At 66.1% G+C, this 15026-nt stretch carries 12 protein-coding genes; 9 read left to right on the top strand and 3 right to left on the bottom strand.

Going from position 1 to position 15026, the window contains the following annotated elements:
* Positions 1-9: 9 nt before the first annotated feature.
* The 6 genes from hisS to MXC11_RS07085 all read left to right on the top strand — a co-directional run bounded on the left by hisS (position 10) and on the right by MXC11_RS07085 (position 6749).
* Complete coding sequence (hisS, locus tag MXC11_RS07110) at positions 10-1299, top strand: histidine--tRNA ligase (protein ID WP_250007032.1); 1290 nt, start codon at positions 10-12, stop codon at positions 1297-1299.
* Positions 1300-1328: 29 nt separating this feature from the next.
* The gene (locus MXC11_RS07105) at positions 1329-1970 is read left to right on the top strand and encodes a YfgM family protein (protein ID WP_250007030.1); all 642 of its coding nucleotides are present in this window, start codon (positions 1329-1331) and stop codon (positions 1968-1970) included.
* Complete coding sequence (gene bamB, locus MXC11_RS07100) at positions 1970-3112, top strand: outer membrane protein assembly factor BamB (protein WP_250007028.1); 1143 nt, start codon at positions 1970-1972, stop codon at positions 3110-3112. The genes MXC11_RS07105 and bamB overlap by 1 nt, the downstream gene beginning before the upstream one ends.
* 125 nt (positions 3113-3237) lie before the next feature.
* Positions 3238-4725, top strand: coding sequence for a ribosome biogenesis GTPase Der (der, locus tag MXC11_RS07095; protein ID WP_250007026.1), 1488 nt, complete (start codon positions 3238-3240; stop codon positions 4723-4725).
* A gap of 72 nt (positions 4726-4797) precedes the next feature.
* A complete protein-coding gene (locus MXC11_RS07090; RefSeq protein WP_250007024.1) occupies positions 4798-5955 on the top strand; it encodes a pyridoxal phosphate-dependent aminotransferase in 1158 nt (385 codons plus the stop codon).
* Positions 5955-6749, top strand: coding sequence for an amidohydrolase (locus tag MXC11_RS07085; protein ID WP_250007022.1), 795 nt, complete (start codon positions 5955-5957; stop codon positions 6747-6749). Before MXC11_RS07090 ends, MXC11_RS07085 begins: the two co-directional genes overlap by 1 nt.
* 73 nt (positions 6750-6822) lie before the next feature.
* Here MXC11_RS07085 and leuA read toward each other — a convergent pair whose 3' ends face one another.
* Positions 6823-8475, bottom strand: coding sequence for a 2-isopropylmalate synthase (gene leuA, locus MXC11_RS07080; protein WP_250007020.1), 1653 nt, complete (start codon positions 8473-8475; stop codon positions 6823-6825).
* 282 nt (positions 8476-8757) lie between these two features.
* Between leuA and MXC11_RS07075 the strand changes: the two genes are divergently transcribed.
* Complete coding sequence (locus MXC11_RS07075; protein WP_250007018.1) at positions 8758-9135, top strand: DUF2946 domain-containing protein; 378 nt, start codon at positions 8758-8760, stop codon at positions 9133-9135.
* Positions 9136-9209: 74 nt separating this feature from the next.
* Positions 9210-11588: a TonB-dependent receptor plug domain-containing protein gene (locus MXC11_RS07070; protein ID WP_250007016.1), complete on the top strand. Its 2379-nt coding sequence runs from the start codon at positions 9210-9212 to the stop codon at positions 11586-11588.
* 66 nt (positions 11589-11654) lie between these two features.
* Here MXC11_RS07070 and MXC11_RS07065 read toward each other — a convergent pair whose 3' ends face one another.
* Together MXC11_RS07065 and xseA are read right to left on the bottom strand one after the other, a co-directional pair.
* Positions 11655-12929 carry a mechanosensitive ion channel family protein gene (locus MXC11_RS07065; RefSeq protein ID WP_250007014.1) on the bottom strand — a complete coding sequence of 425 codons (1275 nt, stop codon included), beginning with the start codon at positions 12927-12929 and terminating at the stop codon, positions 11655-11657.
* Positions 12930-12974: 45 nt separating this feature from the next.
* Positions 12975-14333 (bottom strand): exodeoxyribonuclease VII large subunit, encoded by a 1359-nt coding sequence (gene xseA, locus MXC11_RS07060; protein ID WP_250007012.1) that lies wholly within the window; start codon positions 14331-14333, stop codon positions 12975-12977.
* A gap of 132 nt (positions 14334-14465) precedes the next feature.
* Between xseA and MXC11_RS07055 the strand changes: the two genes are divergently transcribed.
* On the top strand, positions 14466-15014 hold the full coding sequence (locus MXC11_RS07055) for a sugar ABC transporter ATPase (RefSeq protein ID WP_250007010.1): 549 nt from the start codon (positions 14466-14468) through the stop codon (positions 15012-15014).
* Positions 15015-15026 lie beyond the last annotated feature (12 nt).

The raw sequence follows: 15026 nt of genomic DNA, 5'->3' as shown, positions 1-15026 counted from the left end.
GGAATCTTTGTGAGCAAGAATATCCAGGCCATCCGTGGCATGAACGACATCCTGCCGGAGCAGACTCCGCTCTGGCGTCACCTCGAGAACAGCGTCGCCGGCCTGCTCGACGGCTACGGCTACCGGCAGATCCGCATGCCGATCGTCGAGTTCACCGACCTGTTCAAGCGCTCGATCGGCGAGGTCACCGACATCGTCGAGAAGGAGATGTACACCTTCGCCGACCGCAACGGCGACTCGCTGACCCTGCGCCCGGAAGGCACCGCTTCCTGCGTGCGCGCGGTGCAGGAGCACGGCTTGATCGGCGGCGGCCAGCCGCAGAAACTCTGGTACATCGGCCCGATGTTCCGCCACGAGCGCCCGCAGAAGGGCCGCTACCGGCAGTTCCACCAGATCGGCGTGGAGCTGTTCAACTTCGACGGCCCGGACGTCGACGCCGAGCTGATCGTGCTGACCTGGCGCCTGTGGGGCATCCTCGGCATCCGCGAGGCGGTGCAGCTGGAGCTCAACAGCCTGGGCAGCAGCGACGACCGCGCGCGCTACCGCGAGGCGCTGGTCGAGTACCTCTCCGCGCGCTTCGAGCAGCTCGACGAGGACAGCCAGCGCCGTCTGGCGAGCAACCCGCTGCGCATCCTCGACAGCAAGAACCCGGAGACCCAGGCGCTGCTGGTCGATGCGCCCAAGCTGGCCGACTACCTCTCCGAGGAGTCGCGCGTGCACTTTGCCGGCCTCACCGCGCGTCTGGACGCCGCCGGCATCCCCTATGTGCTCAATCCCAAGCTGGTGCGCGGCCTCGATTACTACGGCAAGACCGTGTTCGAGTGGACCACCGACAAGCTCGGCGCCCAGGGTACCGTGTGTGCTGGCGGGCGCTACGATGGCCTGGTCGAGCAGCTGGGCGGCAAGCCGACCCCGGCGGTGGGTTTTGCCATGGGCGTCGAGCGCCTGGTGCTGCTGATCGAGACGCTGGACAAGGTGCCGGCTGAACTGGCTCGTCAGGTGGATGTGTATCTTGCGGCCTTTGGCGAGGCTGCCGAGCTGGCCGCGTTCAAGCTCTCCGAGCAGCTGCGCGATGCGCTGCCCGGCCTGCGTCTGGTGGTCAACGCTGGCGCCGGCAGCTTCAAGAGCCAGCTGAAGAAGGCCGACAAGAGCGGCGCGCTGTTCGCGCTGGTGCTTGGCGAGGATGAACTCAATCAGCAGGTGGTCGGCGTCAAGCCGCTGCGCGGTGATGCGCCCCAGCAGACCATTGCCTGGGATGCGCTGAGTGCGCATCTGGCTGCCTGCCTGGCGCAAGCCTGAACCTGAACACGAGCTAGGGAGTGACCGCGGTGAGCGCGCAGAGCGAAGAAGAACAACTGGCAGCGATCAAGGAATGGTGGCAGCGCAATGGCAAGCCCCTCTTGAGCGGCGCTGCACTGGCCGTGGCCGGCGTACTGGGCTGGCAGATCTGGCAGGACAGCCAGGCCACCCGTGCCGACAATGCCTCGGCCCTCTACCAGCAGCTGGTCGAGCTGAGCCTGGCCGAGCCCGAGACCCGCGAGCTGGGCAAGCTCAGTGAGCTGGGCAATCGCCTGAGTGCTGATTTCTCCGGCACGCACTACGCCCAGTACGCCAGCCTGCTGCTGGCCCGGGTGGCCGTCGAGGGCGATCGCCTGGACGAGGCGGCCGCGGAACTGGGCAAGGTGCTCGACAAGCCGGTGGATGTCACCGTGGGCGAGCTGGCTCGCCAGCGTCTGGCCCGTGTACGGCTGGCCCAGGCGCAGGCCGAGGAAGCGCTGAAGCTGCTGGCAGGCGACGCCCCGGCGGCGTTCGTGGCCAGTCGTGAGGAGCTGCGCGGTGATGTGCTGGTCCGCCTCAATCGCCTGGGCGAGGCGCGCAGCGCCTATGAGAAGGCCCGCGCGGCACAGCCGCAGGATGCCGTCGGCGCCCTGCAGATGAAGCTGGATAACCTGACGGACAAAGAGGCCTGATGATGCGCTGGACACATGCAGTCATGCTGGCAGCGGCCGTGCTCGCGGCCGGCTGCAGCAGCAGCGGGAGCAAGGAGCTGCCACCGGCAGAGCTGACCCGCTTTGAAGAAGAGGTGCGCCTGGAGCGCGAGTGGAGCCGCTCGATCGGCGTCGGTCAGGGCAGCACCTGGAATCAGCTGGGGCTGGCCGCCGAGGGCAGTCGCCTGTTTGCGGCGGATGTCGAGGGGCTGGTCGTCGCTCTGGATCAGGAAAGCGGTGAAATCCTCTGGAAGCAGAAGCTCAAGCGTCCGGTCTCCGGCGGTGTGGGCGCCGGCTACGGCCTGGTGCTGCTCGGCACCCTCAAGGGCGAGGTGATCGCCCTGGACAGCGAAAGCGGTGAGGAGCGCTGGCGCGCCCGGGTCGGTGGCGAGGTGCTCGCGGCACCGGCCAGCAACGGCAGCGTGGTGGTGGTGCAGACCCAGGACGATCGGCTGATCGGGCTGGATGCCGCCGATGGTCAGCAGCGCTGGCGCTATGACAGCACCCCGGCGGTGCTGACCCTGCGCGGCACCAGTGCGCCGCTGGTCACCAACCGCCTGGCCGTGGCGGGGCTGTCCAGTGGCAAGGTGATTGCCGTGGATGTCGAGCGTGGCATCCCGGTCTGGGAGCAGCGCGTCGCGGTGCCCCAGGGGCGTTCCGAGCTGGAGCGCATGGTCGATATCGACGGCGGCCTGCTGCTGTCGGGCGGCGTTGTGTATGTCGTGACCTATCAGGGCCAGCTGGCGGCGCTGGATCTGCAGAGCGGTCGTCCGCTGTGGCAGCGTCAGGCCTCCAGTTATGTGGGGCTGGCCAGCGGTTTTGGCAGCATCTACCTGAGCCAGGCCAGTGGTACGGTCGAGGGCGTCGATCAGCGTTCGACCTCGGCGATGTGGAGCAACGAAGCGCTGGCCCGTCGCCAGCTGACCAGCCCGGCGGCCTTCTCCAGCAACGTGGTGGTCGGTGACCTTGAGGGTTACCTGCACCTGCTGAGCCAAGTCGATGGCCGCTTTGTCGCGCGTGTGCGGGTTGACAGCGATGGCCTGCGCGCGGCACCCCTGGTGGTCGGCGACTGGTTGTATGCCTACGGCAACAGCGGCAAGCTGGCGGCCTATCGCCTGCGCTGAGGCTGGCTGCGGCCGGCCAGGCGCCCAGGACCGCCGGGAGGCGGTCTGATTTATCCATCAGCGGCCGCTGCGTCCAGACTGCAGCGGCCGCTGCGTTTTTCACGAATCACCCCATGGAGAGCCGCATGGTTCCCGTTATTGCCCTGGTGGGCCGTCCGAACGTCGGCAAGTCCACCCTGTTCAACCGCCTGACCAAGAGCCGCGACGCCATCGTCGCCGATTACGCCGGCCTGACCCGCGACCGCAAGTACGGTGAAGCGAAATGGCAAGGCCGCACGTACATCGTCATTGATACCGGGGGGATCTCCGGTGATGAAGAAGGCATCGATGCCAAGATGGCCGCGCAGTCGCTGCAGGCCATCGAAGAGGCCGATGCGGTGCTGTTCATGGTCGACTCGCGCGCCGGGATGACCGCCGCCGATCAGATGATTGCCGAGCACCTGCGCAAGAACAACAAGCACACCTTCTTGGTCGCCAACAAGGTCGACACCGTCGATCCGGAGATCGCCCGCGCCGAATTCAGCCCGCTGGCCATCGGCGATGCCTTCCCGATCGCGGCGGCCCATGGCCGTGGCGTCAACGCGCTGCTGCAGGCGGCGCTGGGCACCTTCCCCAAGGATGAGGGCGAGGACGACGAGTTCGCCGAGGTGGGTGAAGGCGAGGAGGGCGCTGCGCCCGCCGAGCAAAAACCGCGGATCCCAGGCCCGGACGAGAAGACCGGGATCAAGATCGCCATCATCGGCCGGCCGAACGTCGGCAAGTCGACGCTGGTCAATCGCATGCTCGGCGAAGAGCGGGTGATCGTCTTCGATCAGGCGGGTACTACCCGTGACAGCATCTACATCCCCTTCGAGCGTGATGAGGTCAAGTACACCCTGATCGACACCGCCGGGGTGCGCCGGCGCGGCAAGATCTTCGAGGCGGTGGAAAAGTTCTCGGTGGTCAAGACCCTGCAGGCGATCCAGGACGCCAACGTGGTGGTGTTCGTCATGGATGCCCGCGAAGGCGTGGTCGATCATGACCTCAACTTGCTCGGCTTCGTGCTGGAGACCGGCCGCGCGCTGGTCATCGCCCTGAACAAGTGGGATGGCATGGACAGCCACGAGCGCGAGCGGGTCAAGACTGAGCTGGAGCGCCGCCTGCAGTTCGTCGATTTCGCCGACATTCACTTCATCTCCGCGCTGCATGGCACGGGCGTGGGGCATCTGTACAAGTCGGTGCAGGAGTCGTTCCGCTCGGCGGTGACCCGCTGGCCGACCAGCTACCTGACCCAGATCCTTGAAGATGCAATCAGCGTGCACCAGCCGCCGCTGGTCAATGGCCGGCGCATCAAGCTGCGCTATGCGCATCTCGGCGGAGCCAACCCGCCGCTGGTGGTGATCCACGGCAATCAGGTCGATGCCGTGCCGCGCTCTTATGTGCGCTATCTGGAGAACACCTATCGGCGGGTGCTCAAGCTGGTCGGCACGCCGATCCGCATCGAGTTCAAGGGTGGCGAAAACCCCTATGAGGGCAAGAAGAACACCCTCACCGTCCGGCAGGTGAACAAGAAGCGCCGCCTGATGAGCCACCACAAGAAAGCCGAGAAAAAGAAGAAGGACAAGCGCCGCTAACGGCCATCGTCCTGACGGTGCCCCGGCCAGCGGCTGGGCGCATCCCCTGTGCTGTCCCCGTGAGGAACGTTGATGCTCACCAGCAAACTGCCCAGCGTGGGCACCACCATCTTCACCCGCATGTCGCGCCTGGCGGCGGAGTGTGGGGCGATCAACCTGTCCCAGGGCTTCCCGGATTTTGACGGGCCGCAGGCCCTGCGTGAGGCGCTGGCCCGCCAGGCCTTGGAAGGTAATCAGCAATATGCGCCGATGACCGGGCTGGCCGCGCTGCGCGAGCAGGTGGCCGCCCAGGTGGCACGGCTGTATGGCCGCCTGGTGGATGCCGAGACCGAGGTGACCATCACTCCCGGCGCGACTGAGGCGATCTTCTGTGCGGTGCAGGCGCTGGTGCGTCCGGGCGATGAGGTGATCGTTTTTGATCCCTGCTACGACAGTTACGCGCCGGCTGTCGAGCTGGCCGGTGGGCGCTGCGTGCATGTACCGCTGAGCCTGCCGGGCTTTGCCATTGACTGGGACCTGCTGGAAAGCTGCCTGAGCGCGCGGACCCGGCTGATCATCCTCAACAGCCCGCACAACCCCAGCGGGGCGCTGCTCAGCAGTGACGACCTGCGCCTGCTGGCCGGACTGATCCGCGAAAAGCCGATCTACCTGATCAGCGATGAGGTCTATGAGCATCTGGTCTATGACGGTGCCCGCCACGCCAGCGTACTGGCCCATGAGGAGCTGTATGCGCGCGCCCTGGTGGTCAGCTCGTTCGGCAAGACCTACCACGTCACCGGCTGGAAGACCGGCTATGTGGTGGCCCCGGCGGCGCTGAGTGCGGAGCTGCGCAAGGTGCATCAGTTCGTCACCTTCTGCGGCGTCACGCCGGTGCAAGCGGCGCTGGCTGAGTTCATGGCCGCGCATCCCGAGCATGTCGAGGAGCTGCCGGGCTTCTATCAGGCCAAGCGCGACCTGTTCTGCAGCCTGCTCAAGGATTCGGGCTGGCAGTTCACGCCCAGCCCCAGCACCTATTTCCAGCTGGCCGACTACTCGCAGATCCGCCCGGATCTGGATGACGTGGCGATGGCCGAGTGGCTGACCCGTGAGCAGGGCGTGGCGGTGATTCCGGTTTCGGTGTTCTATCAGCAGCCGCCGGCTGAGCTGCGCCTGGTGCGCTTCTGCTTTGCCAAGCGCGACGAGACCCTGCGGGCGGCGGCCCAGCGCCTGAGAACCTGCGGAGAGCGATAATGCGTGACCTGACCCTCTTGCCTGACCTGACGCTGGCCCTGGTGCAGACCGCCCCGGTCTGGCAGAACCCGGCCGCCAGCCACGCCCACTTCGCCCGCCTGCTCGATCAGGCGGCGGGTGCCGATCTGGTGATCCTGCCGGAGATGTTTGCCACCGGCTTCTCGATGGATGCCGCTGCCTTGGCCGAGCCGGAAGACGGCCCGAGCCGCGCCTGGCTGCTCGAACAGGCCGCGCGCCTGAATGCCGTGGTGGTCGGCAGCGTGATCACTCAAGCCGCGGATGGCAGCTACCGCAACCGCCTGTACTGGGCGCGCCCGGACGGCAGCTGCGCCCACTACGACAAGCGCCACCTGTTCCGCATGGCTGGCGAGCATGAGCATTACGCGCCGGGCACCGAGCGCGTAATGCTGGAGATCAAGGGCTGGCACGTGCGCCCGCTGGTCTGCTACGACCTGCGCTTCCCGGTGTGGAGCCGCGACCCGCACGACACCGACCTATTGCTCTATATCGCCAGCTGGCCGGCGGCGCGGCGCAATCCGTGGAACCGTCTGCTGCCGGCCCGCGCCATCGAGAATCTGTGCTTTGTGGCGGCCGTCAACCGCATCGGCGCCGACGGCAACGGCTACCCGCACGCCGGCGACAGCCAGGTGCTGGATTTCATGGGCGACAGCCTGCTGGATGCCGGCGAGGCCGAGGGGGTGTTTCGCATCACCCTGTCGGCAGCGGCGCTGGCCAAGTTCCGCAGCCGCTTCCCGGCCTGGCGCGATGCGGATGCGTTCGAGCTGAAGGACTGAGCGGCACCCATGAAAACGCCCCGGCCTTGTGGGCCGAGGCGTGGCGCATCTCCCGGGGTGCGGGAGGCGGCGATCAGGCGTGCAGAGCGCGGTTCAGCGCGCTGAACAGGGCGCGGAAGCTCGCCGTGGTCAGGTTGCCGTCGATGCCGACCCCATGCAGCGGGCGGCCACCGTTCACACGCAGTTCGATATAGGCCGCGGCCTTGGCGTCGGTACCGGCGCCGATGGCGTGCTCGCTGTAATCCATGATTTCCAGTTGCTCGGGCAGGGCGGCGACCAGCGCTTCCAGCGGGCCGTTACCAGTCCCGGCGAGGGTTTGCGCGCTACCGTTGTGCTCGATCTGCACCTCGACCTGGGTGACGCCGTTCTCTTCCTGCAGGCGATGGCTCTTCAGCACATAGGCCGCCGGGCCACTCAGGTACTCCTCGACCAGCAGGTCGTGGATCTGCCGGGCACTCATTTCCAGACCGTGGCGGTCGGTCTCACGCTGCACCACCTGGCTGAACTCAATCTGCATGCGCCGCGGCAGGCTGATGCCGTATTCCTGCTCGAGCAGGAAGGTGATGCCGCCCTTGCCGGACTGGCTGTTGACGCGGATCACCGCCTCGTAGCTGCGACCGATGTCCGCCGGGTCGATCGGCAGATAGGGTACTTCCCAGATGCCATTCGGGTCCTGTTGGGCAAAGCCCTTGCGGATCGCGTCCTGGTGCGAGCCGGAGAAGGCGGTGTGCACCAGATCGCCGACATACGGATGACGCGGGTGCACCGGCAGCTGGTTGCACTCCTCGACCACCTTGCGCACGCCGTCGATGTCGGAGAAATCGAGCTTAGGATCAACGCCCTGGGTGTACATGTTCAGCGCCACGGTAACGAGGTCGACGTTGCCGGTGCGCTCGCCGTTGCCGAACAGGCAGCCTTCGACGCGATCCGCGCCGGCCATCAGGCCAAGCTCAGTCGCGGCCACGCCGGTGCCACGATCGTTGTGGGTGTGCAGGCTGACCAGCACGCTGTCGCGCTGGTTGATGTGCCGGCAGAACCACTCGATCTGGTCGGCGTAGACGTTCGGCGTGGCTGCCTCGACGGTGGCCGGCAGGTTGAGGATCAGCTTGCGCTCCGGCGTCGGCTGGAACACCTCGATCACCTGGTTGCACACCTCGACAGCGAACTCCGGCTCGGTGGAGCTGAAGATCTCCGGCGAGTACTGGAAGCGCCAGTCGGTGTCCGGATTCTCGGCGGCCAGACGCTTGATGATCTGCCCGGCGTTGACAGCGATCTGGATCACGCCGGCCTGGTCCTGGTTGAAGACGATGCGGCGGAAGCTCGGCGCGGTGGCGTTGTAGTAGTGAACGATGGCCTTCTTCGCGCCCTTGAGCGACTCGAAGGTGCGGGTGATCAGATCCTCACGGGCCTGGGTCAGCACCTGGATGGTGGTGTCATCGGGAATGTGGCCGCCTTCGATCAGCTCACGCACGAAGTCGAAGTCGGTCTGCGAGGCGGACGGAAAGCCCACTTCGATTTCCTTGACGCCAACTGCGACCAGCGCCTTGAACATGCGCAGCTTCTTCTCGGCGTCCATCGGCTCGATCAGCGACTGGTTGCCGTCACGCAAATCAGAAGACAGCCAGATCGGTGCCTTGTCGATCACCTGATTCGGCCAGGTGCGGTCGGGGATGTTGATCTGCGGGAACGGACGGTATTTGGTCGAAGGGTCTTTGAGCATGGGCATGGCAGATTCCTGAAGAGGCGGGACACAACAGCGGTCCGATGGCACTTACCCTAGAAGTGCCGGCAAGATATGGCAAGCATTGTAAAAAAAATGAGATTTCTGACTTTATGGCAAACGTTAATTCATTTTTTATTGCGCTAATCAGGCTAATTTTCGGCATATTTTGCGCAGCTATTTTGGCTGCGGCGGCGTGTCGCACCGGGTGACGGCAGCGCCCATGCGATGATCGCCACCGCAACGCGGTTCGTCGCCGCTCCACCCCGCGCACAGGAGGGCTTTCGGGTGATACGTCATGCACGCACGCATCTGGCGGCCTGGCTTGGCCTGTTCGCGGTGCTGATGGCTTTTGCCGGGCCGCTCTACTCGCAGCTGCGCGCCTTGGACGGCGCCGCTCTGGCTGATGTCATCGATCTGCAAGCCCTGCATTGCAGCGATGAGGCGCTTTCGGCAGAGTCGGGACCGCCCGAGTGGGTGCAATGCCTGGCGCAGTGTGGTTACTGCACCTTGCTGAGCGCGAGCCCCGCGCTGCTGCCTGCCTTGCAGTTGTGGCTGCCGGAGCCGACGGCCAACCCGCACCACTACCTGCCCGCACGCCAGAGCCTGCCGCAGGCGCCACCGGCGGCCCGCCGGCCACGCGGCCCGCCAACCTTCCACGCCTGAATTATCCGAAACCATCGCCCCGCGGCTGCGCCTGCGGGGGATGCTGTGCAGCGTTCTTGTGTGGAAATTTTGTCATGTCCGTTATCCGTTCGATCCGCGGCGCCGCGCGCCCGTCTTCCCTGTTTGCCCTCCATCCGTTCCAGCGCCGCTGGTGGCCGGCCCATGCGGCGCTGCTGGGGGCGCTGGCCCTGCCGTTGCAGGCTGCAGCAGCCTCCCCGGAGGCGATCTTGGCCGAATCCGAAGAGACCGCGCCGCTGGTGATCAAGCGTGGCAACCCGGCTGCACCTTCCCGTGAAGTGCGGGCCGTAGCCCGTGACTGGCCGGCCAGTCAGCGCGTCGAGCTGGGCGAGCGTGCGGCCAGCGCTAACCGTGCCGATACCGCTGAGCTGCTGCGCGGTGTCCCCGGCGTGAACCTCAATGGCGCCGGCGGGATCTCCAGCCTGCCCTCGATCCGCGGTCTGGCCGATGATCGCCTGCGCATCAAGGTTGATGGCATGGACTTGATCGCCTCCTGCCCCAACCATATGAACCCGCCGCTCTCCTACGTCGAGCCCAGTGCGCTCGGTGAGCTGAAGGTGTTTGCCGGCATCACCCCGGTGAGTGTTGGTGGTGACAGCATCGGCGGCACCATCATCGCCGACAGCCGCGAGCCGGAGTTTGCCGAAGCCGGTCAGACCCTGAACAAGGGCACGGTGGGGGCTTCATGGCAGAGCAACAATGATGCGCGCCGCGGCAACCTGTCCCTGACGCATGCCAGCGACGCCTTCAACATTCGTTACAGCGGCAGCTACAGCAAGGCCAACAACTACACGGCCGGGGGCGATTTCAAGGTATCCCAGGCCACCGGTCGCCTGGGCGAGCGCGCCGCGCTGGATGAGGTGGCTTCGAGCGCCTTTGAGAGCCGCAATCATCAGCTGAGCATGGCCCATCGCTTCGGTGAGGACCTGCTGGAACTGTCGCTGGGACGTCAGGAAGTGCCGGAGGAGCTGTTCCCCAATCAGCGCATGGACCTGACCGACAACACCCAGGAGCGGATCAACCTGCGCTATTTGAGCCAGCAGGCCTGGGGCAGCCTGGAAACCCGTGTGTATCGCGAGTCGGTCGAGCATGAGATGGACTTCGGCCCGGACAAGCGCTTCTGGTACGGCCCGCAGTCGATGATCCCGGGCTCGATCGACGGAAAACCCTGCGGTCCGATTGGTGCCACCTGCGCGGCGGGCATGCCGATGCTCAGCGAAAGCACCACCCTGGGCGCGAGTGTCAAGGCCAGCATCGATCTGAGCCGTCGCGATCAGTTGCGTCTGGGCAGCGAATATCAGCGTTACCGGCTGGATGACTACTGGCCGGCTTCCGGTGGCGGCATGTGGCCAGGGACCTTTGAGAACATCAATGACGGTGAGCGTGACCGCCTGGCCGTGTTTGCCGAGTGGGAGCGGGCCATCACGCCCGCGTGGCTGACCCTGGTAGGGCTGCGCTACGAGCGGGTCTCCAGTGACGCGGGGCCGGCGCGCGGCTACAGCACGAATCCGCTGGATGATGCCAAGCACATGGGCGCTCGCCAGGCCAGCGAAGCGGCGGCCTTCAATGCCCGCGAGCACCGGCGCGTCGATCACAACTGGGATGCCACGGCTTTGGCACGCTACAGCCACGATGAAACCCTGGACATCGAATTTGGCCTGGCCCGTAAGGTGCGCTCGCCCAATCTGTACGAGCGCTACACCTGGTCGAGCTGGCCGATGGCTGCGGGCATGAACAACTTTGCCGGGGACGGCAACGGCTACGTCGGTGATGTCGGGCTCAAGCCAGAAACCGCTTACACCCTGTCGAGCGCCTTCGACTGGCACAGTGCCGATCGACGCCATGAGCTGAAGATCACGCCGTTCTACACCCACATCGACAACTACATCGATGCGGTCAGCCGTCCTGACCGGCCGTGGCAGCCCAATACCTTCAACGTCCTGCAATACGCCAACCAGTCAGCGCGTATCTATGGGGTGGATATTGCCGGGCGCATGCCGCTGCTGCGCAGCGCGCTGGGGCAGTGGGGGCTGGAGGCGCTGGTCAACTACAGCAACGGCAAGAACCGTGACACCGATGATGAGTTGTACAACATCATGCCCCTCAACGCGACCGTCAGCCTGACCCAGCAGTGGCAAGGCTGGAGCAATCGTCTGGAGATGGTCAGTGTGCAGGCCAAGAATGACGGCTCGGATATCCGTAACGAAATCGAAACCCCGGGCTACACCCTGTTCAACCTGCGCCTCAGTCACCGCTGGGATCAGTTGCGGGTCGATTTCGGGGTCGAGAACCTTGCCGACAAGCTGTACTTCCTGCCCACCGGCGGCGCCTATACCGCCCAGGGCAGCACCATGCAGCTGCAAGGTCTGCCTTGGGGCACGGCGGTGCCAGGCATGGGGCGTTCCTTCTATGCCGGGATGAGCCTGGACTTCTGAGTCCGTGGCACCGGGCCCGGTATGTACCTAGGCCCGGTGCCTATAGCCGTTGTGTCAGGCCTGCATTCAGGCGCCGGACAGGGTGTTGTTGTGCTGTGCCGCAGGATGCATCGGCTGCAGGCGCTGCAGATCCTGCCCACTGGGATGCTGGAACACCCGCAGACCGAACTCCGGCAGAATCGCCAGCAGGTGGTCGAAGATGTCCGCCTGGATCGCCTCGTACTCCGCCCAGGCGGTGGTCGCGGTGAAGCAGTACAGCTCCAGCGGCAGGCCATCGGCGGTCGGGCCGAGCTGGCGCACCAGCAGGGTCATGTCCTGACGGATGCGCGGGTTGTGGCGCAGGTAGCTTTCCACATAGATGCGGAAGGTGCCGAGGTTGGTGACCCGGCGCTGGTTCAGCGCGGCCGCGCCCTGTTCGCGCAGGCGGCGGTTCCAGGTATCCAGCTCGTCCTGCTTGCTGGCGACATAGTCGCTGAGCAGGGCGAAACCGCTCAGATGCTCGATTTCCCGGGCATCGAGAAAATGCACGCTGTTCTGATCCAGATACAGGCTGCGCTTGATGCGCCGCCCGCCCGACTCCTGCATGCCGCGCCAGTTCTTGAAGGCGTCGGTGATAAAGCGGCGCGTGGGGATGGTGGTGATGGTCTTGTCCCAGTTCTGCACCTTGACGGTGTGCAGGGCGATGTCGATCACATCGCCATCGGCGCTCAGCGTCGGCATCTCCACCCAGTCGCCGACCCGCACGATATCCCCGGAAGAGATCTGCACGCTGGCCACCAGCGACAGCAGGGTGTCCTGGAAGATCAGCATCAGCACCGCCGCCATCGCCCCAAGGCCGGACAGCAGGATCAGCGGTGAGCGATCGATCAGGGTGGCGATGATCAGGATGGTGGCGATGGCAAACACACCGATCTTCACCACCTGGATATAGCCCTTGATCGGCTTCAGGTGGGCATCCGGGCGGCGCTGGTACAGCCGGTTGGCCAGCGTCAGGGTGCCGCTGATGGCCAGCGCCAGGGTCAGGACCACAAAGGCGCTGCACACGTTATGCACCACGCTGACCAGCGGCGCGGGCAGGTGCGGGATTAGCCCGATGCCGTTGGAGATGACCAGCGCGGGCGTCATGTTGGAAAGGCGGCGGATCACGCTCTGATCCCCCGAAACCACATCGCGCCCCAGCGCAGTAAAACCCAGCGCCCGGTGGATGCCTCGCACCAGCAGGTGCTTGACCAGCCAGTTGACCAGCCAGGCGACAAAGGCCAGCAGGCTCAAACAGAGAATGGCAAACAGTTCAGGCTGACCCTGCAGCCAGTGCAGGGCGATGCTCAGTTCCTCGGGCATGGGCTCTCCTGATTCATGGGGGAAGGGGTGCGCGAGCGCCGGGTGTCAGGCGGATGGCTCGGCCTTTTCCACCCGGATAGTCAGCGTGCCGTGTTGCAAACGGGCGGTCAGTTGCTGGCCGGGCTGGGTGTCGCTGCTCTGGCGGATCGCCCGGCCATCGGCATCCAGCAGGATGCTGTAGCCGCGCGCCAGAGTGGCCAGCGGGCTGACCGCCTGCAGGGTCTGGGCGCTGGCCTGCAGCTGCTGCTGGCGCTGGCGCAGGAGCGCCTGCATGGCGCGGGGCAGTCGCGCGGCCAGCGCGTGCAGGCGCTGATGAGCCTGGGGCAGCGCGCGGGCTGGATGCTGGGCGTGCAGGCGCGCGCTCAGGCTGTCCAGGCTCTGCTGGCGGCGCTGCTGGTGGCTCAGCAGGGCGCGTTGCAGGCGCAATTCCAGCTCGTCGAGGCGCTGTGCCTGCTGGTGCAGCCGCTCACCGGGGTGGCGCAGTCGCCGGGTCAGGGCATCGAGCTGCTGTTGATACTGGCTGAGCTGCTGGCGCAGGCGGCGCTGCAGGCGGGCCTGCAGATCGGCCAGGCGCTGGCGCAGCGCCTGCGTATCGGGCGCCAGCAGCTCGGCGGCAGCGGAGGGGGTGGGGGCGCGTACATCGGCGACAAAATCGGCGATGGTCACATCGGTTTCATGACCGACCGCGCTGACGATCGGGGTGCTGCAGGCCGCGATGGCGCGCGCCAGCACTTCTTCGTTGAAGCACCAGAGATCCTCCAGCGAGCCACCGCCACGGGCGAGGACCAGTGCATCAAAACCCTGGGCATCGGCCAGCGCCAGGGCGCGGACCAGTTGAGCCGTGGCCTCGTGGCCCTGTACGGCGCTGGGGATCAGGGTCAGCTCGATATGAGGCGCGCGGCGGGCAAACACGCTGACGATGTCACGGATCACCGCGCCGCTCGGCGAGCTGATGATGCCAACGCGCCGCGGGTGCGCGGGCAGGGTGCGCTTGCGCTCCTCGGCAAACAGCCCCTCGGCGGCCAGCTGCTCGCGCAGCGCCTCGAAGGCCAGACGCAGGGCGCCATCACCGGCCGGCTCCAGCGTATCGACGATCAGCTGGTAGTCGCCGCGCCCCTCATAGAGCGATACCCGGCCACGGGCGCGTACCGCCAGCCCGTCGCGCAGCGCCTGACGCACCCGCGCGGCATTGCCGCGAAACAGTGCGCAGCGCACCTGGGCACCGGCATCCTTGAGGGTGAAGTAGAGGTGCCCGGAGGAGGGACGCGCCAGGTTGGAGATCTCGCCCTCGACCCAGACCTGCGGGAAGACATCTTCGAGCAGCTGGCGGGCGCGCTGGTTGAGCTGGCTGACGGTCAGGACCTCGCGATCAAGGCCGAGCCGCTGGAAGGGATCGCTGTACATGGCCGGCATGATAAGCCGAGCAGGCCGTGATCTCCATGCTCGGCGCCTGCGCATCGCCACCGGGGCTACTGGGGCTTGCTTTGTCCGCGCCAGCGCCTAAGCTGCCCGGCCCTGACCCCGCCGCGTGTCGCCATGACCGAACAGCTGATCCTCGTTCCGCAGATTTCCACCGTGCCCGCCCACGAAACCCGCGCGCAGCGCTTGCTCAATAGCCTGATCCGCCGTGGCATTGTCGAGGCGCTGCCGAGCACCTGCGGGCAGACGGGCAACCGCATGGGCTGGGCGATTGCCTCCGGGGCGCGGCGGGTGGCCGTGCATCCGGAGCGGCTGCCCTTCGGTCAGCCGGTCAATGGCCTTGAGATCATCACCCGGCGCTGTATCTACACCCCGACCCGCGATTTTCTCGAGGAAGCCGGCTGCCCGCAGTGTCGCCGCGAGATTGGCGAGCCGCTGTTTGAGAGCCTGGAGGAGTGGTGGCCGGGGCAGACCGACAATTTCATCTGTCCCGAATGCGGCTTTGAGGACGACATCAACGGCTTTCTGTTCCTGCAGCCCTGCGGCTTCTCCAACCTCGGCTTCATCTTCAACGGCTGGGCCGAGGCGGGCTTGCACGAGGATTTTCTGGCGACCTTTGCCGAGCAGCTGGGCTTTGCCGTGCGTCTGGTGCGGGTCGAGCCCTGAGCGCGGCGTGCG

Origin of the sequence: Pseudomonas eutrophicaquae, from assembly GCF_023544715.1 — a bacterium.
Lineage (GTDB): Bacteria > Pseudomonadota > Gammaproteobacteria > Pseudomonadales > Pseudomonadaceae > Geopseudomonas.
The sequence above is the reverse complement of the archived record's forward strand: the minus strand, read 5'-3'. Positions and strand labels throughout refer to the sequence as shown.

Excerpts from the sequence above, each read along its gene's own strand:
- MXC11_RS07065 (WP_250007014.1), bottom strand. The coding sequence starts at position 12,929 with ATGCCCGAGGAACTGAGCATCGCCCTGCACTGGCTGCAGGGTCAGCCT.
- MXC11_RS07070 (WP_250007016.1), top strand. The coding sequence starts at position 9,210 with ATGTCCGTTATCCGTTCGATCCGCGGCGCCGCGCGCCCGTCTTCCCTG.
- xseA (WP_250007012.1), bottom strand. The coding sequence starts at position 14,333 with ATGTACAGCGATCCCTTCCAGCGGCTCGGCCTTGATCGCGAGGTCCTG.
- der (WP_250007026.1), top strand. The coding sequence starts at position 3,238 with ATGGTTCCCGTTATTGCCCTGGTGGGCCGTCCGAACGTCGGCAAGTCC.
- leuA (WP_250007020.1), bottom strand. The coding sequence starts at position 8,475 with ATGCCCATGCTCAAAGACCCTTCGACCAAATACCGTCCGTTCCCGCAG.
- MXC11_RS07090 (WP_250007024.1), top strand. The coding sequence starts at position 4,798 with ATGCTCACCAGCAAACTGCCCAGCGTGGGCACCACCATCTTCACCCGC.
- bamB (WP_250007028.1), top strand. The coding sequence starts at position 1,970 with ATGATGCGCTGGACACATGCAGTCATGCTGGCAGCGGCCGTGCTCGCG.
- MXC11_RS07055 (WP_250007010.1), top strand. The coding sequence starts at position 14,466 with ATGACCGAACAGCTGATCCTCGTTCCGCAGATTTCCACCGTGCCCGCC.
- MXC11_RS07085 (WP_250007022.1), top strand. The coding sequence starts at position 5,955 with ATGCGTGACCTGACCCTCTTGCCTGACCTGACGCTGGCCCTGGTGCAG.